22 protein-coding genes and 1 pseudogene are annotated in these 22,634 nt (G+C 69.9%); 19 read left to right on the top strand and 4 right to left on the bottom strand.

Features of this window, described 5'->3' with window-relative positions; all coding sequences use genetic code 11:
• Positions 1-9 precede the first annotated feature (9 nt).
• From ACFWVC_RS16110 to ACFWVC_RS16100, 3 genes are read left to right on the top strand one after another with little or no spacing between them, the layout of a single operon-like run.
• Positions 10-945 carry an RluA family pseudouridine synthase gene (locus tag ACFWVC_RS16110; RefSeq protein ID WP_384285038.1) on the top strand — a complete coding sequence of 312 codons (936 nt, stop codon included), beginning with the start codon at positions 10-12 and terminating at the stop codon, positions 943-945.
• On the top strand, positions 938-1,375 hold the full coding sequence (locus tag ACFWVC_RS16105; RefSeq protein ID WP_384285035.1) for a GNAT family N-acetyltransferase: 438 nt from the start codon (positions 938-940) through the stop codon (positions 1,373-1,375). The genes ACFWVC_RS16110 and ACFWVC_RS16105 overlap by 8 nt, the downstream gene beginning before the upstream one ends.
• 44 nt (positions 1,376-1,419) lie before the next feature.
• Positions 1,420-3,015, top strand: coding sequence for a Na+/H+ antiporter (locus ACFWVC_RS16100; protein ID WP_384285031.1), 1,596 nt, complete (start codon positions 1,420-1,422; stop codon positions 3,013-3,015).
• 34 nt (positions 3,016-3,049) lie between these two features.
• On the opposite strand, the gene ACFWVC_RS16095 is transcribed toward ACFWVC_RS16100, so the two are convergent.
• Positions 3,050-4,153 carry a mechanosensitive ion channel family protein gene (locus ACFWVC_RS16095; RefSeq protein ID WP_384285028.1) on the bottom strand — a complete coding sequence of 368 codons (1,104 nt, stop codon included), beginning with the start codon at positions 4,151-4,153 and terminating at the stop codon, positions 3,050-3,052.
• A gap of 80 nt (positions 4,154-4,233) precedes the next feature.
• Here ACFWVC_RS16095 and ACFWVC_RS16090 point away from each other — a divergent pair, with 80 nt between their 5' ends.
• The 4 genes from ACFWVC_RS16090 (at position 4,234) to ACFWVC_RS16075 (ending at position 6,058) form a co-directional block, all read left to right on the top strand.
• Complete coding sequence (locus tag ACFWVC_RS16090) at positions 4,234-4,824, top strand: dienelactone hydrolase family protein (protein WP_384285023.1); 591 nt, start codon at positions 4,234-4,236, stop codon at positions 4,822-4,824.
• A gap of 58 nt (positions 4,825-4,882) precedes the next feature.
• On the top strand, positions 4,883-5,365 hold the full coding sequence (locus ACFWVC_RS16085) for a hypothetical protein (protein ID WP_384285019.1): 483 nt from the start codon (positions 4,883-4,885) through the stop codon (positions 5,363-5,365).
• 63 nt (positions 5,366-5,428) lie between these two features.
• Positions 5,429-5,644, top strand: coding sequence for a hypothetical protein (locus ACFWVC_RS16080; RefSeq protein ID WP_384285015.1), 216 nt, complete (start codon positions 5,429-5,431; stop codon positions 5,642-5,644).
• A gap of 45 nt (positions 5,645-5,689) precedes the next feature.
• Positions 5,690-6,058 carry a hypothetical protein gene (locus ACFWVC_RS16075; RefSeq protein ID WP_384285012.1) on the top strand — a complete coding sequence of 123 codons (369 nt, stop codon included), beginning with the start codon at positions 5,690-5,692 and terminating at the stop codon, positions 6,056-6,058.
• 121 nt (positions 6,059-6,179) lie between these two features.
• Here the strand turns inward: ACFWVC_RS16075 and ACFWVC_RS16070 are convergent, their stop codons facing one another.
• A complete protein-coding gene (locus tag ACFWVC_RS16070) occupies positions 6,180-6,803 on the bottom strand; it encodes a hypothetical protein (protein ID WP_384285010.1) in 624 nt (207 codons plus the stop codon).
• Positions 6,804-7,005: 202 nt separating this feature from the next.
• Between ACFWVC_RS16070 and ACFWVC_RS16065 the strand changes: the two genes are divergently transcribed.
• From ACFWVC_RS16065 to ACFWVC_RS16045, 5 genes and pseudogenes are all read left to right on the top strand, one after another.
• Positions 7,006-7,356 carry a hypothetical protein gene (locus ACFWVC_RS16065; protein ID WP_384285008.1) on the top strand — a complete coding sequence of 117 codons (351 nt, stop codon included), beginning with the start codon at positions 7,006-7,008 and terminating at the stop codon, positions 7,354-7,356.
• Between the two features lie 160 nt (positions 7,357-7,516).
• Positions 7,517-8,038: a hypothetical protein gene (locus tag ACFWVC_RS16060; RefSeq protein WP_384285006.1), complete on the top strand. Its 522-nt coding sequence runs from the start codon at positions 7,517-7,519 to the stop codon at positions 8,036-8,038.
• 123 nt (positions 8,039-8,161) lie between these two features.
• A complete protein-coding gene (locus ACFWVC_RS16055; protein ID WP_384285004.1) occupies positions 8,162-8,662 on the top strand; it encodes a hypothetical protein in 501 nt (166 codons plus the stop codon).
• A 37-nt stretch (positions 8,663-8,699) separates the two neighbouring features.
• Positions 8,700-9,040: pseudogene (locus tag ACFWVC_RS16050) on the top strand (transposase); the annotation flags it as partial.
• A 666-nt stretch (positions 9,041-9,706) separates the two neighbouring features.
• Complete coding sequence (locus ACFWVC_RS16045) at positions 9,707-10,150, top strand: hypothetical protein (protein ID WP_384285002.1); 444 nt, start codon at positions 9,707-9,709, stop codon at positions 10,148-10,150.
• Positions 10,151-10,513: 363 nt separating this feature from the next.
• Here the strand turns inward: ACFWVC_RS16045 and ACFWVC_RS16040 are convergent, their stop codons facing one another.
• Positions 10,514-11,053 (bottom strand): hypothetical protein, encoded by a 540-nt coding sequence (locus tag ACFWVC_RS16040; protein ID WP_384285000.1) that lies wholly within the window; start codon positions 11,051-11,053, stop codon positions 10,514-10,516.
• A gap of 186 nt (positions 11,054-11,239) precedes the next feature.
• On the opposite strand from ACFWVC_RS16040, the gene ACFWVC_RS16035 reads away from it, so the two are divergent.
• From ACFWVC_RS16035 to dnaE, 5 genes are all read left to right on the top strand, one after another.
• Positions 11,240-12,556, top strand: coding sequence for a DUF2252 domain-containing protein (locus tag ACFWVC_RS16035; protein ID WP_384284999.1), 1,317 nt, complete (start codon positions 11,240-11,242; stop codon positions 12,554-12,556).
• 74 nt (positions 12,557-12,630) lie between these two features.
• Positions 12,631-13,278 carry a hypothetical protein gene (locus ACFWVC_RS16030; RefSeq protein ID WP_384284997.1) on the top strand — a complete coding sequence of 216 codons (648 nt, stop codon included), beginning with the start codon at positions 12,631-12,633 and terminating at the stop codon, positions 13,276-13,278.
• Between the two features lie 78 nt (positions 13,279-13,356).
• Positions 13,357-14,166: a thioredoxin domain-containing protein gene (locus tag ACFWVC_RS16025; protein ID WP_384284995.1), complete on the top strand. Its 810-nt coding sequence runs from the start codon at positions 13,357-13,359 to the stop codon at positions 14,164-14,166.
• A gap of 126 nt (positions 14,167-14,292) precedes the next feature.
• Positions 14,293-15,957, top strand: a complete 1,665-nt coding sequence (locus ACFWVC_RS16020; RefSeq protein ID WP_384284993.1) for an alkaline phosphatase D family protein — start codon at positions 14,293-14,295, stop codon at positions 15,955-15,957.
• A 280-nt stretch (positions 15,958-16,237) separates the two neighbouring features.
• Positions 16,238-19,813, top strand: coding sequence for a DNA polymerase III subunit alpha (gene dnaE, locus ACFWVC_RS16015; RefSeq protein ID WP_384284991.1), 3,576 nt, complete (start codon positions 16,238-16,240; stop codon positions 19,811-19,813).
• 112 nt (positions 19,814-19,925) lie between these two features.
• Here the strand turns inward: dnaE and ACFWVC_RS16010 are convergent, their stop codons facing one another.
• A complete protein-coding gene (locus ACFWVC_RS16010; protein ID WP_319661079.1) occupies positions 19,926-20,096 on the bottom strand; it encodes a hypothetical protein in 171 nt (56 codons plus the stop codon).
• Positions 20,097-20,293: 197 nt separating this feature from the next.
• Between ACFWVC_RS16010 and ACFWVC_RS16005 the strand changes: the two genes are divergently transcribed.
• Entirely contained in the window at positions 20,294-21,526 is a 1,233-nt protein-coding gene (locus ACFWVC_RS16005) for an NYN domain-containing protein (protein WP_384284989.1), read from the top strand.
• A gap of 61 nt (positions 21,527-21,587) precedes the next feature.
• On the top strand, positions 21,588-22,601 hold the full coding sequence (locus ACFWVC_RS16000; protein ID WP_384284986.1) for an ABC transporter ATP-binding protein: 1,014 nt from the start codon (positions 21,588-21,590) through the stop codon (positions 22,599-22,601).
• Positions 22,602-22,634: the final 33 nt, after the last annotated feature.

The raw sequence follows: 22,634 nt of genomic DNA, 5'->3' as shown, positions 1-22,634 counted from the left end.
CAGGTGAGTATGTCTGCCGAAGTTCGGTCCCTCCCTGTTCCCGACGGTCTCGAAGGCGAGCGTGTCGACGCCGCCATCGCCCGGATGTTCGGATTTTCCCGGACCAAGGCCGCCGAGCTGGCGGCGGCGGGGAAGGTGACGATCGACGGCAGCACCGCCGGGAAGTCCGACCGCGTCTCGGGCGGCGCCTGGCTGGAGGTCGAGTTGCCCGCCCCGCCGCGGCCCGTGGAGATCGTCGCGGAGCCGGTGCCGGGAATGCGCATCGTCCACGACGACGAGCACGTGGTCGTCATCGACAAGCCGGTCGGCGTCGCCGCGCACCCCAGCCCCGGCTGGACCGGCACCACCGTCATCGGCGGCCTGGCCGCGGCCGGCTACCGGATCTCCACCTCCGGCGCCGCCGAGCGCCAGGGCGTCGTGCACCGGCTGGACGTCGGCACCTCCGGACTCATGGCCGTGGCCAAGTCGGAGATCGCCTACAGCGACCTCAAGCAGCAGTTCCGCGAGCGGACCGTCGACAAGCGCTACCACGCCCTCGTCCAGGGCCACCCCGACCCGCTCAGCGGCACCATTGACGCGCCGATCGGCCGCCATCCCACCCACGACTACAAGTGGGCCGTGACCGCGGACGGCAAGCCCAGCGTCACGCACTACGACCTGGTCGAGGCGTTCCGCGCGGCCTCGCTGCTGGACATCAAGCTGGAGACCGGCCGCACCCACCAGATCCGCGTGCACATGGCCGCTCACCGTCACCCTTGTGTCGGCGACCTCACCTACGGTGCCGATCCGACGCTCGCCAAGCGGCTGGAGCTCGGGCGCCAGTGGCTGCACGCCGTACGCCTGGGCTTCACGCACCCGGGGGACGGCACCTGGGTCGAGTTCGAGAGCGACTACCCCGAGGACCTGCAGCACGCCCTCGACATAGTGCGGGGCGACAGTGCCTGAGTCCTACACGATCCGGGTGCCCGAGGGCCCCGACGACCTGAAGGCGTACTTCGCCGTACGGCACGAGGTCTTCGTGCTGGAGCAGAAGGTGCCCGCCGAGCTGGAGTACGACGAACTCGACGCGACCGCCGTCCATGTGATGGCGATCGGCCCCGACGGCGCGCTGGGCGCCGGCCGGCTGCTCCCCGGCGCGGACGGCACCGGCGTGCTCGGCCGTCTCGCGGTGCTCTCCGCGGCCCGCGGGCTGGGCGTGGGGGCGGCGCTGGTGCGGGCCGTGGAGGAGCAGGCCCGGCAGCTCGGACTGCGCGTCGTCGAACTGCACGCGCAGGTCCACGCCCTCGGTTTCTACGAGCGCCTGGGCTACGAGTCCTTCGGCGCGGAGTACGAGGAGGCGGGCATCGCCCACCGCTCCATGAGGCGCGCGCTGTGACCGGCTGACCGGGGTCGGCTCCGCGGACATGTCACGCTAGGGGCGTGGATCAACTCGCGCTGTTCTTCGCCCTGATGCTCGCGGCCATCATCATGGTGCCGCTGGGCGACCGGCTGGGGCTGCCGTCGCCCGTTCTCATGACACTGCTCGGGGTCGTCCTGGCCCTGCTGCCGTTCGTGCCCAATGTGCAGATCAACCCGGCGCTCATCCTGCCGCTCGTGCTGCCACCACTGCTCTACGCCTCGGTGCAGCGCACCTCGTGGCGGCAGTTCGCCGCCAACAAGAGGGCGATCTTCCTGCTCGCCGTCGCCTTGGTGCTCATCACCACCGCGGCCGTGGGTGGCATCGCCAGCGCCGTCGTCCCCGGCATCTCGCTGGCCGGCGCCGTGGCGCTCGGCGCTCTCGTCGCCCCTCCGGACCCCGTGGCGGCCACCGCGGTGGCGGGGCGGCTCGGCCTGCCCCGGCGCATGATCTCCACGCTGGAGGGCGAGGGGCTGTTCAACGACGTCACCGCGATCGTGGTCTACAACGTGGCAGTCGCCGCGGCCGTCACCGGCTCCTTCTCCTGGCCGGAGGCGCTCGGCGAGCTGCTGCTGTCGGCGGTCGTCGCGGTCGTGGTCGGTGTCGCCCTGGGCTGGATGGCCTCCAAGCTGATGGGCGTCGTGGGCGACCCGACCCTCCAGATCGGGCTGTCCCTGCTCGTCCCCTTCGCGGCGTACGCCATCGCGGACGAGGCCCACGGCTCCGGCGTCCTCGCCGTGCTCACCACGGCGCTCTTCCTGGCCGAGCACGCCGTGGACGCCGACGACGTGACGGGACGACTGGTCGGCGCCACCTTCTGGGAGGTCGTCGACACCCTGGTCACCGGCGTCGCCTTCGGTCTCATCGGCCTGGAGCTGCACAACGTCTTCGGCGTCGGGGCCGGCCGCTGGGGGACGATGGTCGGTCACGCGGCGCTCGTCGTCGGCGCCGTGATCGTCGTACGGCTCGTGTACCTGCTGCCCGCCTCCTATGCGGCCAGGAAGCTGCACAAACGGCGCGACCTGGACGAGGACATCCCGATGAGCGGGCGCGAGACCGTCGTCATGTGGTGGTCCGGCATGCGCGGCGTGGCGTCCGTCGCCCTGGCCCTGGCCATCCCGCACACCATCGACAACGGCGACGCCTTCCCGGCCCGCGCCGAGATCCTCTTCATCGCGTTCGCCGTCGTCCTGACCACCCTGGTGCTGCAGGGACTCACCCTGCCGTGGGTCGTCAGACGGCTCGGGGTCAGCAGCGACACCCAGATCGAGCACGACATGGAGATGCTGCTCGCGCTGCGCGCCATGGCGGCGGCCAAGCAGCGGCTGAAGGAGGTCGAGGCGACCGAGAGCTTCCCCGAGGACGTCTCCGAACTCCTGCACCGGCGCGCCTTCGACGTCGGGGCACGGATCTGCCCCGACATCGTCGACGACGACAAGCGCGACCGGCACACCGCACGCGTGAGCCGCATCAAGACCCTCGAACGCGTGCAGCGGGACATGCTCTCCGCCGCCCGGCACGAGATCCTCGCGGCGCGCAGCGAACCCGGCTACGACCCGGAGATCGTCGACCGGGTGCTGCGCCAGCTCGACGTGCGCAGCCTGCGGGTGTCCCGCTAGGTCCTGAGGGCGTTCTCTGTGCCCCAGGGGCCCGCTACCGGGCTCCTGGGCCCGGTCCGATGTCGCTGGCGTCCGGGGTCGCCTGCTCCCGGTCCGGGGCCTCGGCCAGGCCCGGGGCCTGGGCGGTGTTGATGCGGGGCAGGGCGTACGGGTGCTCACGGCGCAGCCAGTCGATCATCTGCTCGCGCACCACGCAGCGCACCGTCCAGATGTCGTCCGCGTCCTTCGCCGTGGCGAGCGCCCGCACCTGGATCGTGGACGGGGTGGCGTCCGTCACCACCAGGCCCCAGGCCCGGCCGTCCCACTGCTCGCACTCCTTGAGGACCTGGAGCAGCCGCCCGCGCATCAGGTCCACGGGCGTGGTGTGGTCCAGATGGAAGTAGACGGTGCCGGTCATCCGGGTGTTGCCGCGCGACCAGTTCTCGAACGGCTTGCTGGTGAAGTACGACACCGGCATGGTGATCCGCCGCTCGTCCCAGGTGCGGACCACGAGGTAGGTGAGGGTGATCTCCTCGACCGTCCCCCACTCGCCCTCCACCACCACGGCGTCGCCGATCCGCACCATGTCGCCGAAGGCGATCTGCAGCCCGGCGAACAGGTTCCCCAGCGTCGACTGGGCGGCGATGCCGGCGACGATGCCGATCAGTCCCGCGGAGGCCAGCATGGACGCCCCGAAGCCGCGCATCGCCGGAAAGGTCAGCAGCATCGCCGCCAGCGCGACGACCCCGACCACCGCCGACACCACCCGCTGGATCAGCGACACCTGCGTGCGCACCCGGCGCACCCGTGCCGCGTCCTGCGCCCCGGAGGCGTACCGCGAGTACGAGGCCTCCACGATGGCGGCCGCGACCCGGACCACCAGCCAGGCACAGGCCCCGATCAGCACCAGCGTCAGCACCTGGCCGACCGCCCGGCTGTGACCCCGGGCGAGGTGTGCCTGCTCGTACGAACCCCGCAGCAGCGAGCTGCAGATGACCAGTTGGAGCGGCAGCCTGGCGCGGCGCAGAAGCTGCCACAGGGGGGTCTCGGGATGGCGGGCGTCGGCGCGGCGCAGCGCGTGGTCGACGGCCCAGCCCACGGCAAGAGTCAGGATGAGGGAGCCGCCTACCACTCCCAGCGGCCGTACGACGGAATCCATGGCTTCGACGGTAACGGGCATGATGGAGCCCGTACCCCGATCGTGCGGCCCTCATGGGATGTGAAATTGTGACCTCCGGCATGACCATCGTGCTCTTCCACTCCGCCTACGGACTCCGTCCCGCCGTGCACGCCGCCGCCGACCGGCTGCGCGCCGCCGGGCACGAGGTGCACGTGCCCGACCTGTACGAGGGCCGCACCGCCGAGACCGTCGAAGAGGGCATGGCCATCAAGGACGAGATCGGCCGCGACGAACTGCTGATGCGCGCCGTCACCGTCTCGGGACCGCTCTCCGAACGCGGCCTGGTGTACGCGGGCTTCTCGCTCGGCGGCTCCATCGCGCAGAACCTCGCCCTTGCCGACGACAAGGCCCGTGGCCTCCTGCTGCTGCACGGCACCTCCGACATCGCCGACGACGCCGCGACCGACATGCCCGTCCAGCTGCACGTCGCCGAGCCGGACCCCTTCGAGCCCGACGACTGGCTGAACGCCTGGTACCTGCGGATGCGCAAGGCGGGCGCCGACGTCGAGGTCCATCGCTACCGCGGCGCGGGGCACCTCTTCACCGACCCCGGCCTCGACGACTACGACGCGGAGGCCGCCGAGCGCGCGTGGGCGATCGCCCTGGACTTCCTCGCCGACATCGCGGCGGACGCGGCGGACGCGGAGTAGCGGAGCAATCCCCCTGCGCGCGGGGGGTGTTGTCAGTGCCGGATGCGATCATCCGGCCATGGGTGTTCTCTACGGTTACTACTCCGCCGCCGACGACCGGGACGCGGTCCGCGCCGTGGTCGACGCCGTGGTCCGCGACGACGGCGCGGCCCTCGCCGCCGGCTACGACCAGCGGGTCGTCAAGGGCATCGACCCGGTGGTCGAACTCCTCCCGGCCGAGGTGCTGATCACCGGCCGCGCGGCCGAGGACGTCCAGACCGACCCCCGCCGCGGCGCCCTCGTCGGCATGGCGGGGGACGGCGAGGTCGTCGCCGTCTCCCTCTCCGACACCTTCCGCGACGCCCTCGCCGCCTTCGATCCCCGCCTCCTCGACGACGTCGCCGTCGGCTGGGCCCGCACCTCGCGCGCTCCGGCCGTCTCCGGCGCTTCCCGCACCGAACTGGACCCCGACGCACTCGGCCGCTTCCTCAAGGACCTCGCCGCGCTCGCCGCCCGCGCCTGCTCCACGGGCCGCCGCCTCTACTGCTGGATCTGCCCCTGACACGGCAGGCCGTCCACGGCTACCATCCGGATGAGGTGGCCATTGACTCGGGGGAGAGCTGCTGTGGTCGATTTGTTGGTTTTTCTGGGCCTGCTGGCGCTTTTCGCGGCCTTTCTGATCGTCAAGCTCCTGCGCCGCGGCACCTCTCGTACGGAGAACGCCGACGGCCTCCTCATCGAACAGGCCCGCCGGGACCAGGCCCACGTGGACCGCATGTCGTACAACTCGTCCACGCTCCACAACATCCCGTACCCGTGGGGGGACTCGCCCCGCGGGTAAGCGTGGCCCTGCGTGATCCGGCCGGGGGCGTGAGAGAGTCGCCGCGTGCTGCTGACTCGCGACAAGACCCACTTCGCCCTGGGCCCCGTCCCGTTCCTCCTGCTGGCCGGAGCGCCGATCCACAGCAGCCTGCCCGCGCTGCACGCGCCTGAGGGCCGGATGCCGTCGTGCCCCGAGTGGCGCATCATGCCGAGGCTCACCATGTCGGTGGTCGACGGCCCCGGCGACGCGGGATGCCTCGTCCAGGGCGCCCGGTCGCAGGAGGAGGCGGAAGACATGGCCCAATGGTGCGGCGCCGTGGAACAGGCGGGCGGAGCGGTCGTGGTCTCCCTCGACGCGCTGCCCGAGGACATCGACTGGGACGAGCTCCTCACCAACGGCCGGTCCCGGGGTGGCTTCGTCGCCATGGCGTGAACGCGCGCCGGGCATCAGCTCCCCGGACGCCCGCGCACGCGGCGGGCCGCCGCCGCTGCCTCGTCGCCATGCGCGTTGGGGACGCTGCGGGGCGCTGAACCGCCGCGCGGCCCGGCGGACATCACGGGGTATGCGCCGGTTCGACGCCCGGTGGGAGGCCGTGTATGCCGGGGAGGGTGACTGAGTCGTCCGGGATGTCGAGGGGGCAGATGCCCCAGCTCCGGGCGATGCGCATGACGTGGCCTTCGTTGGGCATGGCGGCGAACCAGGCGTCCCAATCGGACTCCTGCCAGTCGTGCCGCCCCTCTTCGAGCCCGCGCTCCCCGACGCCGAGTTCCCTTTCGATGTCCGTGGGTTCGCCGAGTCGCAGCGGGACATCGCCTCGTTGCCCGAAGTAGCAGTAGGCGCGGGTCAGCTCGCCGGCGTCGACCCTGGCCCAGGCGTGGAATTCGCCGATGCGGTCGGTGGTGAAGAACTGGAGGTCGCCGAGCCGCGTACTCAGCGACCGGAGCCAGGCGGGAAAGTGCGGCTGGGTCGCGTCGGTTTCGGGAAGAAGATGGATGCGGCTGTGGGCGATCGTCCATTCGGCGACGGGCCTGGCCACGAAGACCCCGTTCCGGTAGGCGACCTCGGTGCCGCCCTGCCAGTCCATGCTCCGGCGGTGCCGCAACCCGAGGGCGTCCGCCACTTCCTCCGGCCCGGCATCCCGGACCGCGAGCCATGACGTCTTGTAGCCGATGCCCATGATTCCTCCCGTCGCGACGACCTGGAAAGCATCGCAGGGGGCACTGACAGGGCTGCAGTTCTCCTGCCGAGGGCCGAAGGACGAGTCAGCGCATGCTTCGCGTACCGTCCCAACCCGTCGGCCATCGGGGCAGCGTCCGCTACGACGGGCCGAGCCGGAATGATTGCAGACGCTGTCCTATGCTGTGCGCCCAAGAGATGGGATGGACCAAGACGTTCAGTTCGTGCGGGACTTTGTGGCTGGTGTGCCCGGCTTCGAGGATCTATATGACGCACATGTCTTCAACGAGGACGGCACCCTGCCGATCGTGTTCTTCTGGGGCGTTGTTCAGGAGACCGTCCCGTCGTTCCTTGGAGGAGATACAGAGTCCGATTGGCGCGCCACACTGAGGTTCTTGGAGAATCGGCTACAACGCGACGTCCCCGAGGTGACGCGGACAATCGCCTTGTTCCTCTACTACTTGCCATGGCCAGATCAGCCTGGATGCGGCCTCGTGGACCATCTCGGTCCGACCATGAGCGCGAAATTCGCCGTCATGCGGCCGTCGGGCTAATGGCCCAGGTGGGGCGTGGTCCGTAGCTTGCCCCTCCCGAACCGGCTACGCGATCGAACGGACACCTCGTGGTGGAGGCGACACGGCTCGCCGACGGCGGCAGAGTAGAGCGGACACAACCAGGCGAGTCACGTGGCGATCGACATTGGACGGGTGACCGATGAGCGCTCTTGCGTTGGGCCCCCTCGAATTCATCGCAGGCGAGTGGATCGTCGGCGACCCGACTGCCCGCGAGAGCAGGTACCTGAAGCTTGAGCAGGGGGGCCTCGGTTACTGGGTCCAGGGGGTCGAGGCCCAGGTCATCCCTTGGTCGCGGCTTATGGACCTCCGCCTCTCGGCCCAACCCAGCCGACTGGGGAACTCGCGGACGGTTGCCGTCCTTACCGACCTCGCCCTGGCCCTCACGGGAATTTCCCGGCACGGGGGAGGAGAGGCCTATCTTGCGGCCACGTTGCGAAATCCCTACGAGGACTGGGTCGCGCATTTCTCCCATGCATCCAGGAACTACCGTAAGCGGGAAATTCGCCAGGCCGAAGAGCTCTTCAGGCAAACAATCGGATGCGGCCGGGCGGCAAAACTCGGAGATCTGCATTGGGTCGCCGAGACGGTTGAGAAGATCGCGAGTCTTGCGGCGGGATCTCGAGACGTGAAAGCCCACATCGGGGGGATCGTCAGGAGCTGAATCCGATGGTGACGGCCCGCAAGTTCTCCGGGTTGTCCTTGATCCCGGGTGAACCCGGTCGTGCAGCAGGCAAGTACAGCAAGTTCCGATGCGCCAAAGGCTCCGCTCCTGCAGACTATGGGCATGACCATGCTGAGTGGGCGCTTCGACAGCGTGCCCCTGGCGACGCTGTTCCCTCACGCTGAGGCCGCAGACCACCTACGCATGCGACAAGCGGCCGCAGCCCTCGATGCCGAACGGCCAACCGGGGATGAGCTGAGGTGGGAGTGGTTTCCCCAACACGTCATCTGCCCCGGAGAGGACGCCGGCGGTGTACCCGAGATCCTGCTCACGGAGATCTCCCTGTACGTCAAGGACGCCGACTGGCTGGAGCTTGTGCTCGACATCGGATGGACTACCGAAGGCCTCCTGAACGTCTGCGCCGCTGTGAGCGTGGCTTGCTGGTGCACTGAGAATCACAACACCCACTACATCAATGAGCGCGATCTGATCATTGACGACCGCACGTCGCTGGGTGCCGCGTTCGAAGCAGGGGTTGGCCAACTGATCGAGTGGCTCGCAGAATCAAGGGACCCGGAGACCTGGAGAATCAACGCAGGGCTCCCACTGCGCTCGGCCCCTTGATCGCGACTTGACTGGATGCCCGCTCGAGTGTCCCACTGCCTACGCGACGGGGCTCGTCCCTGTTCGCCGTGACTCCGGACGATGGACCGGCAATCTGTACCGCCCCAAAGGCTATAGCCGCCGCTTGCGCCGGGTGCTCTACCTGTCCGCGCAGACCAGCATTAACCGCGAAGGGCCGAACCGGGACTTATCTTAAGATGCGCGATGAAGGGCTCAAGCACGTGCAAAGCGATCATCGCGCTGGCTCACCGACGCACGAGCGTCGTATGCGCACTCCTGCGTGACACCGGCCTTCACGCCAGCCCCGCCGAGGAGCCTCGGGACACTGCCCGCCGCCGGCCTGTGCGCGCGTGGGGGATAGGCTCCGGACGTGCATAAGTGGTGGACCAGCTGGGCTGTGATCGGGCCGTTCGCGGCGTGGTGGATCGTGTCCACTGTCTTGTTCTGGCTCATGAGCCGGACCATCGATGATGACCCAATGAGTTTCATGAGCTCCGCTTGCTTCGCACTATTGGCGATGGCCGCCGGCAACCTCGGACCTAAATATCGAAAGCGTCGGCAGGCTCGTAGAGTCAAGCGTTCGCGCTGAACAGCCCCGCAGGCACCAAACAGCCGGCCGCCGGGCGTAGCGTCTCCCGGCTGTTTGGGACGAAAAGCCAACCTGCCACGGGCGTGAGGTTGTGCTCTATGTGTACGCCCGGACGCCGATGCTCTCTTCAAGGTGATGGAACGGGCTCTGCGCGAGCTTCCGTTGCGGCCGGCGTACGTCGTCACCCGTCGCGGAGGTGTCGGGGACGCGGAGGCCATCGTGTCCCGGATCGACTTGTGAAGTGTTGCGTACCCGATACGTGCCAGAACGACCGCTGAACCAGTGCCACCGACGGTCGTTCCAAGGCCCGGCCACGACTCCTGCCCAGGACCATTGCCGCAGGTCAAAGAGCGGCGGGACGGACCAGGTCGGTGATTCCCAAGCTCAGGGTTTGACTGTCCGAGCTGGGTGCTAACTTCCGCAGTCCAAGGGAAGCGGGAAGGGGATGAAGACTGGTGGGCGCTTCGGAATGGGACTACTACGTGCCATACCAGGAAGACCTGAACGCGGCGCTGCAGCAACTACGGCGTGAGGTGTTCGAGACTGGCGACTACTACTGGGTCAACGGCGGCGACTGGCGACCGGAGGCGGAGCGGGAGCCTCGGCCGCAGTCGCTAGAGGCGCTGTGGGCCGATGAGCTGGTCCAGGAGGCCGGCACGCACTCGATCCTGGACATCTTCCGGGTCGTGGGACCTGAAGACACCTCGGACTACAACACCGTGGAACCCGTGACGGCCGAGGAGGCGCGCGAGTTGCTCGGCTCCGACAAGCTGACGCGTGCACATGTCAAAGATTTCGATGTCTTCCCCCGATCGCGATGGGTCGGACGATGCGCCGTGCTGCACGACGACGAGGGCAACCCCCAAGAGATCTATTTCTGGGGCCACTCGGGCGACTGAACTACGCGTCAAGAACGCCATGTCTGACAGCTACGTCTGACATCCCTGAAGCGGGTGTCGCCCCGTGAGCGAGCGCCGTCACGGGGTCGTCTCCCGGTTGGCGGTCAGGTGATGCCAGTGGTGGCTGCAGCTGTGGACGCGGCATCGTGCCCTACGTCTACCGTCCGCGACAGCCAGCTCCTGGGCGAGTTCGTTCAGGTACTCCCGGTGCCCGGTTTGTATCGCACGGCTTTCCCTCTCTCCTCGGATGTCCGCCCATCGTCATCGCCTGAGGCCACCACCGCATTCCCTTTTTGCGGACCCAGAGCCGGCAAGGACGACACGCCTTCTGGAGGGGCTGCCGCAGCTCAGCCGGGCGGCGGCTCAGTAGACCGATATGTGCACGTGGTCGAAGTGGTTCTGGGTGATCGAGCCACGGTCTTCCATGAGTTTCCAGCCCTGTTGGGGGAGGCGGCTGGACCATATGTGCTGTTCGTAGATCACGTACCATATGCCGTATTCGTCCGCGTGCTCGCGGACCCAGGCGACGATGTCCTCACCGAGGGCTTCGCGCTTGCCGGTGACCTTGTGGCCGGCGGGCATGAGCATGAAGTCGCAGGCGCGGCCCAGGGGGTGTTCGCCGCCGCCGGCGATGCCGCCGTCCTCGCGGTAGCAGCCGGGGGCGCCGCGGAGGCCGCGGGGGCCGAACTCCTTGATGACGGCGTCGCGGACGGCCGTCATGCGGGCGGTGATGTGGTCGGGGCCCTTGGGGGCCTCCTCGGGCCAGTTGGCCGCGCGGACCTGGGCGGAGACCGTGGGCCAGGCCATGGCGGCCAGTACGAGGGCGCCGAGTGTGAGCAGCCCGAAAACGGTGCGGCGGACGCTGCGGCCGCGTGTGGTGTCCCGCCCCCTGGTGGTGTTCATCGCACCCCCCAACGCCCGGCACGGGCCGGAAGTGCCCGGTTGAACGGGCGGAGTCGGTGACGCGAATATCACGCCCCGCCGAGGGCCGGGCCGGGTGACGCGGGCGTACGCTCCTGCGTTGACCCGTCGACCGGCCGCCCGGCCGACGGTGAGCCCACACACGTACAGCCAGGAGGCGCAGGACAGATGGCCACAGGTCTCACGAGCGACGAGCAGCGCGGGGAGCGGATCGTCGAGGTCTTCGGGACCGCGTTCGGCGAGTTGCTCGCGGCCGATCCGGCGGCCTTCCGCGTCAAGTTCCGCAAGATGGCCGCCTCGGCCTTCGCCTTCTACCGCGGCACGGCCTGCCTCTACTACGCAGACCTCGCCGACGAGAAGGATGGCAGCCCCTTCGTGGACGAGCGCACCTCCCGGGTGTGGATCCACGGGGACCTGCACGCCGAGAACTTCGGCACCTACCTGGACGCCAACGGCCGGCTGATCTTCAACGTCAACGACTTCGACGAGGCCTATGTCGGCCCCTTCACCTGGGACCTGCAGCGCTTCGCCGCCTCCATCGCGCTGATCGGCTACAGCAAGGCGCTGGCCGACGACGTGATCTCCGGCCTGGTGCGCACCTATGCCACCGCCTACCGCGAGCGCATCCGCGCCCTCGCCCAGGACGAGGCCGTGCCCCCGCTCACCCTGGACACCGCGCAGGGCACCCTGCTGGACGCGCTGCGCCATGCGCGCGCCCAGACCAGGGTGGGCCTGCTGGACTCGATGACCGAGATCCGCGAGTGGGACCGCCGCTTCACCCCCGACGGCGGTGCCGTCGAGCTGGACGAGGCCACCCGCACCAAGGTGCTGCGGGCCTTCGAGGCGTACCTGGAGACCCTGCCGGAGACCAGCCTGATCAACCCGGACAGCCACCGGGTCAAGGACGTGGTCGGCCGCCGCGGCGTCGGCATCGGCAGCGCGGGCCTGCCCTCGTACAACATCCTCCTCGAAGGGCACACCGACGCCCTGGAGAACGACGTCGTGATCTACATGAAGCAGGGCCAGACCCCCGCGGTCTCCCGGCACATCACCGACGAGGCGGTCCGCTCCTACTTCCGCCACGAGGGCCACCGCACGGTGATCTCGCAGCGCGCGCTGCAGGCGCACGCCGACCCCTACCTGGGCTGGACCGAGCTGGACGGCGTCGGTCAGCTGGTCGCCGAGGTGTCCCCGTACGCCGTGGACCTGGACTGGTCGGACATCGACGACCCCGCTCAGATCGAGGCGGTCGTGGCCGACCTCGGCCGGGCGACGGCCGCCATGCACGCGGCGGCGGACGACGAGAGCGGCCACTCCCTGGTGCCGTTCTCGACGGAGGACGCGATCGACGAGGCCATCGCGCGGGACGAGGAGGGCTTCCTCGCGGCGCTGGTGGACTTCGCCCACTCCTATGGGGCGCGGGCCCGCGCGGACCACCAGATCTTCGTGGACCTGTTCCGCAACGGCCGCTTCCCCGGGCTGTGATCCAGGGGCCCGCGTTCCTGGGGTTTTCCGGGGTTTAGGCATTGCTTACACACCGGCATGGCACACTCAGCGCCATGGAAGGGACCGGACCCCAGCTGAGGGCGCTGCGCGCGGCGTGTTTCGCCGCGCTGTGCGTCACGCTGTCCGCGACCGCCCACATCCTGCTCTCGCGGGAGCCCCTGCCTCTGGCGACCACGGCAGGGGCCGCCGTCGGCGTCTTCGGCGTCGCGTACGCCCTGTGTGGCCGGGAGCGCGGCTACTGGCCGATCGCCGGCCTCCTGGTCCCGCTCGAACTGGCCGTGGACACGCTGTACACGGCCGGTCAGCACACCTGCTACGGCCCCGCGGGCGGGCCTGTCACGGGCTCGTGGCGCTCGATCAACGAGGCGCTGGCCTGTCACGGCGGTGACGTCGGCGGCCCGCTCGCCGGTGCCGCTGGGGGCCCCGGCCACTCGGCCTCGCCCTGGCTGCTGCTCGTGGTGCACGTCGCCGTGGGCCTGACCGCGGCCTGGTGGCTGCGGCGCGGCGAGGCCGCGCTGCACGGCCTGCTGCGGACCGTCTTCCGGCCGCTGCTGGTCGCCGTCGCCGCCCTCCGCGGCACCGCCCGGCCGCGGACCGCCGCGCGCCGCTCCGTGCCGGCGGCCGCCGCCGCGCCCGCGCTGCCCCTGCTGCTCCACACCGTCGTACGCCGAGGGCCCCCGGTCGTCGCCGCCGCTCGCTGAGCCGAGCCGGCCGAGCACGACCTCTCCACCCCGCACATCCCCTCACGCACGTCACGACGACACGGAGAACTCACCACCATGAGCAAGAGGAACAGCCAGACCGCCAAGACCGCCGCCCGCGAGCGGCTGCGCGTGGAGCGGGAACGCCAGGCCAAGCGGGACAAGGTCCGCCGCCAGTTCGTCGTCGGCGGCGCCGTGGTCGGCGTCCTGGCGCTGGGCGCCGGCATAGCCGTGGCCGTGGTCAAGATGAACGCGCCTTCCTACTGGGAGAAGGCCGCGGACCAGAAGCTGGTGGCGCCGGCCAACTCCACGGGCAAGAACGGCACGTCCATCGAGATCGGTGACGCGAACGCCAAGCACACGCTCAAGGTGTACGAGGACCTGCGCTGCCCGGTCTGCGCGCAGTTCGAGCAGACCTCCGGCGAGGAGGTCCAGAAGGACGCCACGGCGGGCAAGTACAAGATCTCGTACACCATGGGCGCCTTCCTCGACGACGCACTCAAGCAGGGCCAGGGCTCGAAGAACGCGCTGAGCGCGCTGGGCGCGGCGCTGAACGTCAGCAAGGACGCCTTCGTCCAGTACCACGCGCTGCTCTACTCCAAGGACGTCCACCCCGAGGAGACCAAGGACGACTTCGGCAGCGACGCCAAGCTGATCGAGATCGCGCAGAAGGTCACCGCCCTGAAGGGCAACAAGACCTTCGAGAACGCCGTCCGCAACGGCACCTACGACAAGTGGGCGCTGACGATGGCCAAGCAGTTCGACACGGACGGCATCCAGGGCACGCCGACGGTGAAGCTGGACGGCAAGACGATCGAGAACGTGCAGACCATGACGCCGCAGCAGTTCACGGCGGCGGTGGACGCGCAGATCGGCGCCAAGCAGTAGGCAGAGCACGGCACTTGCTGAGCATCCGGCCCCCGGCGACCTGCCGGGGGCCGGTTGGCGAAGTCTTCGCCAACAGTTGCGAGCGGGGTGCCGGGAAGCGGTTACTGACGCGTAATCTGATCGGCCGTGACCGAGACCTCTGCATCCTCACAGACCTCTCCGAGAACACCGAGCCGCCGTTCGGTGGTCAAGGCCGGCGCCGTAGTGACGGGCGCCGCGCTCATACCGCTCGCCGCCACCGCCGGCCAGGCGGAGGCGGCGTCCGCGCCCGCCTTCCTGCACGGTGTGGCCTCCGGCGACCCGCTGCCCGACGGCATCCTGCTGTGGACCCGGGTGACTCCGGCCCCCGAGGCGGTCCCCGGCTCCGGGCTCGGCCCGGCGACCGAGGTGACCTGGACCGTCGCCACCGACAAGGCGCTCACCTCCGTCGTCGCGAGCGGCACGGCCACCACGACCGCGGCCTCCGACCACACCGTCAAGGCCGATGTGCGCGGCCTGCAGCCTGCGACGGACTACTGGTACGGCTTCACCGCGGGCGGCGTGAACTCGCCGGTCGCCCGGACCCGTACCGCCCCGGCCGACAACGCCACCGCCGCCCGCCTGCGCTTCGGCGTGGTGTCCTGCTCGAACTGGGAGGCCGGATACTTCGCCTCCTACCGGCACCTGGCCGCGCGCGGCGACCTGGACGCCTGGCTGCACCTGGGCGACTACATCTACGAGTACGCCAGCGGCGGCTACGGCGCGCGCGGCACCGTCGTCCGCCCGCACGCCCCCGCCCACGAGATCGTCACGCTGGCCGACTACCGCACCCGCCACGGCCGCTACAAGACCGACGCCGACCTGCAGGCGCTGCACGCCGTCGCCCCGGTCGTCGCGATCTGGGACGACCACGAGTTCGCCAACGACGCCTGGTCCGGCGGCGCCGAGAACCACACCGAGGGCGCCGAGGGCACCTGGACCGCCCGGGTGGCGGCCGCCAAGCAGGCCTACTTCGAGTGGATGCCGGTGCGCCCCTCGATCGCGGGCACGACCTACCGCCGTCTGCGCTTCGGCAAGCTCGCCGACCTGTCGCTGCTCGACCTGCGCTCCTTCCGCTCGCAGCAGGCCGGCGTCGGCAGCGGCTCGGTCGACGACCCCAATCGCTCGATCACCGGCCGGGCCCAGCTCGACTGGCTGAAGGCGGGGCTGAAGGCCTCGGACACCACCTGGCGGCTGATCGGCAACTCGGTGATGATCTCGCCGGTCGCCTTCGGCGCGCTGCCCGACTACCTGCTCGCGCCGCTGGCGAAGCTGCTGGGCCTGCCCGGCGAGGGCCTGGCGATCAACCCCGACCAGTGGGACGGCTACACCGACGACCGCCGCGAGATCCTGGCGCACCTGCGGGACAACGGCATCGGCAACACCGTCTTCCTGACCGGTGACATCCACATGGCGTGGGCCAACGACGTCCCGGTCAAGGCCGCCACCTACCCGCTGTCGGCGTCGGCGGCGACCGAGTTCGTGGTCACCTCCGTCACGTCGGACAACCTGGACGACATCCTCAAGGTCGCCCCGGGCACCGTCTCCCCGATCGCCGAGGCCGCCGTCAAGGTCGCCAACCGGCACGTGAAGTGGGTGGACATGGACTCGCACGGCTACGGCGTGCTCGACATCACCGGCGAGCGGGCGCAGATGGACTACTACGTCCTGTCCGACCGGACCGACGCCAACGCCGCCTCCACGTGGGAGCGTTCGTACCGCACGCTGTCCGGCACCCAGAAGGTGGAGCGGGTCAGCTCGCCGGTGCGGTGATCACCGCCTGAAGCGCCGTTTCCCGGCCGGCGTCGCGCGTCGCGCATCGCGCGGCGGCGGCACGGCGGGAGCGGCGTCCGGCAGCGACCCGGGTACGGCACGTGGCGCGGACCCGGGTCCGCGATCTTGTGGACGTCATCTACGACTCCCGGACGGCCGGCGGCGGAACCGGCGCGCCGGACGGTCCGGGCCGGGGCGGCTCACCCGCCCGGCCCGGCCGTCCGGACCGTGGTTGTCGGACCCCCGGCGTAGGATTCCCCTCGCCGCCAGATGACCACCGATGCCGGAGGTGTCGCTTCCCGTGACCACGCCCTTCACCCATCTGCATGTTCACACCCAGTACTCGCTGCTGGACGGCGCGGCGCGGCTGAAGGACATGTTCAAGGCCTGCGGTGAGATGGGCATGACGCACATCGCCATGACCGACCACGGCAACCTGCACGGGGCCTACGACTTCTTCCACCAGGCCAAGGGCGCCGGGATCACGCCGATCATCGGCATCGAGGCGTACGTCGCCCCCGAGTCGCGGCGGAACAAGCGCAAGATCACCTGGGGCCAGCCGCACCAGAAGCGGGACGACGTCTCGGCCTCCGGTTCGTATCTGCACAAGACGATCTGGGCGTCGAACCGGACGGGTCTGCACAACCTCTTCCGGCTCTCCTCCGACGCCTACGCCGAGGGCTGGCTGACGAAGTACCCCCGGATGGACAAGGAGACCATCGCCCAGTGGTCGGAGGGCCTGATGGCCTCCACTGGGTGCCCCTCGGGCGAGGTGCAGACCCGGCTGCGGCTCGGCCACTTCGACGAGGCGCTGAAGGCGGCGGCGGAGTACCAGGACATCTTCGGCAAGGAGCGCTACTTCCTGGAGCTGATGGACCACGGCATCGAGATCGAGCGCCGGGTCCGCGACGGACTGCTGGAGATCGGCAAGAAGCTCGGCATCCCGCCGGTCGTGACCAACGACTCGCACTACACGTACGCCAGCGAGGCCGACGCGCACGACGCCCTGCTGTGCATCCAGACCGGCAAGAACGTCTCCGACCCGGACCGCTTCCGCTTCGACGGCACGGGCTACTACCTGAAGACGACCGACGAGATGCTCGCCATCGACTCGTCCGACGCCTGGCAGGAGGGCTGCCGCAACACCACGCTGCTGGTCGCCGAGCAGGTCGACACCGAGGGCTGGTTCCAGGAGAAGAACCTGATGCCCCGCTTCGACGTGCCCGAGGGGTACACCGAGGTCACCTGGTTCCGCGAGGAGACGCTGCGCGGCATGCACCGCCGCTACCCCGGCGGGATCCCGGACGACCGGATGAAGCAGGCCGAGTACGAGATGGACACCATCATCCAGATGGGGTTCCCCGGCTACTTCCTCGTCGTCGCCGACTTCATCATGTGGGCCAAGAACAACGGCATCGCCGTCGGCCCCGGCCGCGGCTCCGCGGCCGGCTCGATCGTCGCGTACGCCATGGGCATCACCGACCTCGACCCCATCGAGCACGGCCTGATCTTCGAGCGCTTCCTCAACCCCGAGCGCGTCTCCATGCCCGATGTCGACATCGACTTCGACGAGCGCCGGCGCGCCGAGGTGATCCGCTACGTCACCGAGAAGTACGGCGCCGACAAGGTCGCCATGATCGGCACCTACGGCACCATCAAGGCCAAGAACGCGATCAAGGACTCGGCCCGCGTGCTGGGCTACCCGTACGCGGTCGGCGACCGGCTCACCAAGGCGATGCCCGCCGACGTCCTCGGCAAGGGCATCCCGCTCAACGGCATCACCGACCCGACGCACCCGCGCTACAGCGAGGCCGGCGAGATCCGCGGGATGTACGAGAACGAGCCGGACGCCAAGAAGGTCATCGACCTCGCCCGCGGCGTCGAGGGCCTGGTCCGGCAGATGGGCGTGCACGCCGCCGGTGTGATCATGTCCAGCGAGACGATCACCGACCACGTGCCGGTCTGGGTCCGGCACTCCGACGGCGTCACCATCACGCAGTGGGACTACCCGAGCTGCGAGTCGCTCGGCCTGCTGAAGATGGACTTCCTCGGCCTGCGCAACCTCACGATCATGGACGACGCCGTCAAGTTGGTGAAGACCAACAAGGGCATCGACATCGAGCTGCTGGCGCTGCCGCTGGACGACCCCAAGACCTTCGAACTGCTCGGCCGCGGCGACACCCTCGGCGTCTTCCAGTTCGACGGCGGCCCCATGCGCTCCCTGCTGCGCATGATGAAGCCCGACAACTTCGAGGACATCTCCGCCGTCTCGGCCCTCTACCGGCCGGGCCCGATGGGCATGAACTCGCACATCAACTACGCCCTGCGCAAGAACAAGCAGCAGGAGATCACCCCGATCCACCCGGAGCTGGAGGAGCCGCTCAGGGAGGTCCTCGACATCACCTACGGCCTGATCGTGTACCAGGAGCAGGTGCAGAAGGCCGCCCAGGTGCTCGCCGGGTACTCGCTCGGCCAGGCCGACCTGCTGCGCCGCGCGATGGGCAAGAAGAAGCAGGAGGTCCTCGACAAGGAGTTCATCCCCTTCCAGAAGGGCGCGCGCGAGCGCGGCTACTCCGACGAGGCCATCCAGGCGGTGTGGGACGTGCTGGTCCCCTTCGCCGGCTACGCGTTCAACAAGGCGCACTCCTCCGCCTACGGCCTGGTCTCCTACTGGACCGCCTACCTCAAGGCCAACTACCCGGCCGAGTACATGGCCGCGCTGCTCACCTCGGTGCGCGACGACAAGGACAAGTCGGCGATCTACCTCAACGAGTGCCGCCGCATGGGCATCAAGGTGCTCCCGCCGAATGTGAACGAGTCGGACGCCAACTTCACCGCGCAGGGCGACGACGTGATCCTCTTCGGCCTGACCGCCGTCCGCAACGTCGGCCAGAACGTGGTGGACTCGATCATCCGCTGCCGCAAGGCCAAGGGGAAGTACACCGCATTCCCCGACTTCCTCGACAAGGTCGAGGCGGTCGTCTGCAACAAGCGCACCGTCGAATCGCTGATCAAGGCCGGCGCCTTCGACGAGATGGGCCACACCCGCAAGGGCCTGACCGAGCACTACGAACCGATGATCGACAACGTGGTCGCGGTGAAGCGCAAGGAGGCCGAGGGGCAGTTCGACCTCTTCGGCGGCATGGGCGACGACGCCGCGGCCGACGAGCCGGGCTTCGGGCTCGACGTCACCTTCTCCGACATCGAGTGGGACAAGACGTATCTGCTCGCGCAGGAGCGGGAGATGCTCGGCCTCTACGTCTCCGACCACCCGCTCTTCGGTATCGAGCACGTCCTCAACGACAAAGCGGACGCGGCCATCGCCGCCCTTGCCGGCGACTACTCCGACGGCGCGATCGTCACCATCGGCGGCATCATCTCCGGCCTCCAGCGCAAGATGACCAAGCAGGGCAACGCCTGGGCGATCGCCACCGTCGAGGACCTCGGCGGCTCCATCGACTGCATGTTCTTCCCGGCCACCTACCAGCTGGTCTCCACGCAGCTGATCGAGGACGCCGTGGTCTTCGTCAAGGGCCGCCTCGACAAGCGCGAGGACATCCCGCGGCTGGTCGCGATGGAGCTGATGGTCCCCGACCTCAGTGACGCCGGCACCAACGCCCCCGTGACGATCTCCATTCCGACGGTCAAGGTGACCCCGCCGCTGGTCGCCCGGCTCGGCGAGGTGCTGGCCAGCCACAAGGGCAGCACCGAGGTGCGGGTGCGGCTGCAGGGCGCCCGCTCCACCACCGTGCTGCGGCTGGACCGGCATCGGGTCACTCCCGACCCGGCACTATTCGGCGACCTCAAGGCCCTCCTGGGCCCCGCCTGTCTCGGCGCGGCCCAGCAGGCGAGCTGACCGCCCGCCCCTGCCCTCTCTCCCTCCCGATCACCCTCCGTGCACAGGGGAGATACGCATCAAGGGTGGCACCCCCGAGCGGGATGCCACCCTTGATCGCTGCCGTCCGGCGCTAGTTGTGGCCGAACTTCTTCTGCCTCTTCTGCGACACGTGCGGTTCGGCCCCCGGGGCCGTCATGATGTGCTCGCGTCCGGCGCTCTTCGCGTGCTCTTCGGTGGTCGCGGAGGTGCCGCGCTCGGATCGCTGGCCGGTGCGCTCGCCCCGGTTCTTGTTCTTGCCCACGATGTTCCTCCTTGGGGGAAATCTCGGAATGGGCCGAACTCAGGCTTGCACGGGAGTACGAAGGTCGCATTTCGGGCAGTTGCCCAGTGTGGCGCGCCGGTGATCGCCCAACAGGTCACAACGAGCCGGTGTTCGGGCAGACTCGGGGAAACGTCGGGGGGACGGACGACAGGACTCCGGAAAAGAGGGTGAGACCGATGGACCGCTGCGTCGTCCTGGTGGACGCCGGTTATCTGCTCGGCGCCGCCGCGAGCCTGCTGGCCGGAGAGCCCTCGCGCTCCCGGATCCTGGTCGATCACGCGGAGATCGTCGCGGGGTTGCGCGAACGGGCGGAGAAGGAGACCGGGCAGCCGCTGTTGCGGATCTACTGGTTCGACGGCGCCCCCGACCGCGTACCGCAGCCCGAACACCGGCGGTTGCGGGTCATGCCGCGCGTCACCGTGCGGCTCGGCGCGCTCACCCGCACCGACGGACGCTGGGCGCAAAAGGGCGTGGACGCCGCCATGCACGCCGAGCTGTCCGAACTCGCCCGCAACGGGGCCTGCGCCGACGTGGTGCTCGTCACCGGTGACGGTGATCTGCTGCCCGGCATGATGTCGGCGAAGGAGCACGGCGTCGCCGTCCATCTGTGGGCCGTCCAGGCCGCCGACGGGGACTTCAACCAGTCCGAGGACCTGGTCGCCGAGGCCGACGAACGCCGTGTGCTGGACCGCGAGTGGATCACCCGGGCGATCCGGGTCCGTGAGCCCGCGGGGGTGTGCGCACCGCCCACCCCGCGCCCCGAGATCGCCGCCATCCTCTCCGCCCCGCTCCCCGAACCCACCCCTGCCGAGCCGCAGCCCGCCGCGCCCGAGGAGCCGCCCGCGGCCGAGCCCGCCGTGGCCGCCGCCGTGCAGAACGGCTCCCGCATCCTCGCCGACCCTCCCGTGGCCACCGGCAAGGGCTTCGTGCCCACCCCCAAGGACCTCGCCGGGATCGTGCACCGCGGCCACACCACCCCGCACCCCGCCTCCGCCCCGGCCGGTGCCACGCTGCGCTGGTCCTCCGACCGCGGCATGGTCGGCGGCAGCGACGCCGCCGACGCCGGGCTGCCCACCCTCGCCCAGCTCACCAGCGCCGAGCAGCGCTGGGCCGACCGCGAGGAGGACATCACCGCCGTCAGCGGCGACCCGTACGAGGTCGGACAGGTCTTCGCCCGGCGCTGGATCGGCCGTCTCACCGAGGGCCTCCACCTGCATCTGCTCTCCGCCGAGTACCCGCGCGTCCCGCACCGCATCGACGGCGAGCTGCTGCGCTACGCCGCCCGCTTCGGGCTGCTCGCCCACAAGGACGATCAGATCGACGAGCACGACCGTTACGCCATCCGGGCGGGCTTCTGGCGCGAGGTGGACGCCCGCGCGGTCGTCGCGCGGCCCTCCGCGGCGGAGTGAAGGGGCTCCGGGCCGACCCTGAGGCGCATACCGGCCGGGATGGAGCGTAGTCTCGACCCTCGTGAGTACGGGCACGGGACAGGACACCGCCGCGCGCACGGCGGTGGTGGTGACCGTGCGCGGGCTCGTCAAGACGTATCCGGCCGGACGCGGACGCCGCGCGGCCGCGAAACCGGCCGTGCGGGCCAACGACGGCATCGACCTCGACGTCCACGGCGGCGAGATCTTCGGGCTGCTCGGCCCCAACGGCGCCGGGAAGACCACCCTGGTGCGGCAGTTGACCGGCCTGCTGCGGCCGGACTCCGGGAGCGTCGACCTCCTCGGCCACGACCTCGTACGCCACCCCGAGCGCGCCTCCCGCCTCGTCGGCTATCTCGGGCAGGAGTCGAGCGCCCTCGACGAGCTGACCGTCGCCCTCGCGGCCGAGACCACCGGGCGGCTGCGCGGACTGGACGCGCGGTCGGCGCGCGCCGAACGGGACGCCGTCCTGGAGGAACTGGGGCTGACCCCGCTCGCCTCCCGCCCGCTGCGCAAGCTCTCCGGCGGCCAGCGCCGGCTGGCCTGCGTGGCCACCGCGCTGGTGGGGGAGCGGCCGCTGCTGGTCCTGGACGAGCCGACGACCTCCATGGACCCGGTCGCCCGGCGCGCCGTGTGGGCGGCGATCGACCGGCGGCGCGCCGAGCGCGGCGTCACGGTCCTGCTCGTCACCCACAACGTGCTGGAGGCGGAGACCGTCCTGGACCGCGTCGCGGTCGTCGACGAGGGCCGAGTCATCGCGTGCGACACCCCGGCCGGCCTCAAGGCGCTCGTCGCCGACGAGGTCCGGCTGGACCTGGTCTGGCGCGACGAGCCCCCGCTGTCCGTGCCCGGCGTCGCCAGGCTGCGCGAAGGCGCGCGGATCACCGGGCGCCGCTGGACGCTGCGGTTGCCGCAGGAGCGCGCCCGCGCGGTCGTCGCCGAGGTGACCGGCGGCCCGGCCTTCGCCGCGCTCGACGACTTCACGCTGGCGACGCCGAGCCTGGAGGATGTCTATCTGTCCCTCGGCGGCCGCCGGAAGGGACTGGTCAAGGCGTGAACACCGGCGATGGAGCCAAGAGGGGAACGACCG

This window comes from Streptomyces sp. NPDC058691, from assembly GCF_042714775.1.
GTDB lineage: Bacteria > Actinomycetota > Actinomycetes > Streptomycetales > Streptomycetaceae > Actinacidiphila.
This window is presented reverse-complemented; position numbering and strand designations above follow the sequence as displayed.

Coding starts and splice junctions, on each gene's coding strand:
- dnaE (WP_384284991.1), top strand. CDS start 16,238: ATGCCGGAGGTGTCGCTTCCCGTGACCACGCCCTTCACCCATCTGCAT.
- ACFWVC_RS16055 (WP_384285004.1), top strand. CDS start 8,162: ATGACCATGCTGAGTGGGCGCTTCGACAGCGTGCCCCTGGCGACGCTG.
- ACFWVC_RS16090 (WP_384285023.1), top strand. CDS start 4,234: ATGACCATCGTGCTCTTCCACTCCGCCTACGGACTCCGTCCCGCCGTG.
- ACFWVC_RS16085 (WP_384285019.1), top strand. CDS start 4,883: ATGGGTGTTCTCTACGGTTACTACTCCGCCGCCGACGACCGGGACGCG.
- ACFWVC_RS16040 (WP_384285000.1), bottom strand. CDS start 11,053: ATGAACACCACCAGGGGGCGGGACACCACACGCGGCCGCAGCGTCCGC.
- ACFWVC_RS16005 (WP_384284989.1), top strand. CDS start 20,294: ATGGACCGCTGCGTCGTCCTGGTGGACGCCGGTTATCTGCTCGGCGCC.
- ACFWVC_RS16065 (WP_384285008.1), top strand. CDS start 7,006: ATGGACCAAGACGTTCAGTTCGTGCGGGACTTTGTGGCTGGTGTGCCC.
- ACFWVC_RS16030 (WP_384284997.1), top strand. CDS start 12,631: ATGGAAGGGACCGGACCCCAGCTGAGGGCGCTGCGCGCGGCGTGTTTC.
- ACFWVC_RS16035 (WP_384284999.1), top strand. CDS start 11,240: ATGGCCACAGGTCTCACGAGCGACGAGCAGCGCGGGGAGCGGATCGTC.
- ACFWVC_RS16025 (WP_384284995.1), top strand. CDS start 13,357: ATGAGCAAGAGGAACAGCCAGACCGCCAAGACCGCCGCCCGCGAGCGG.
- ACFWVC_RS16110 (WP_384285038.1), top strand. CDS start 10: ATGTCTGCCGAAGTTCGGTCCCTCCCTGTTCCCGACGGTCTCGAAGGC.
- ACFWVC_RS16060 (WP_384285006.1), top strand. CDS start 7,517: ATGAGCGCTCTTGCGTTGGGCCCCCTCGAATTCATCGCAGGCGAGTGG.
- ACFWVC_RS16095 (WP_384285028.1), bottom strand. CDS start 4,153: ATGGATTCCGTCGTACGGCCGCTGGGAGTGGTAGGCGGCTCCCTCATC.
- ACFWVC_RS16070 (WP_384285010.1), bottom strand. CDS start 6,803: ATGGGCATCGGCTACAAGACGTCATGGCTCGCGGTCCGGGATGCCGGG.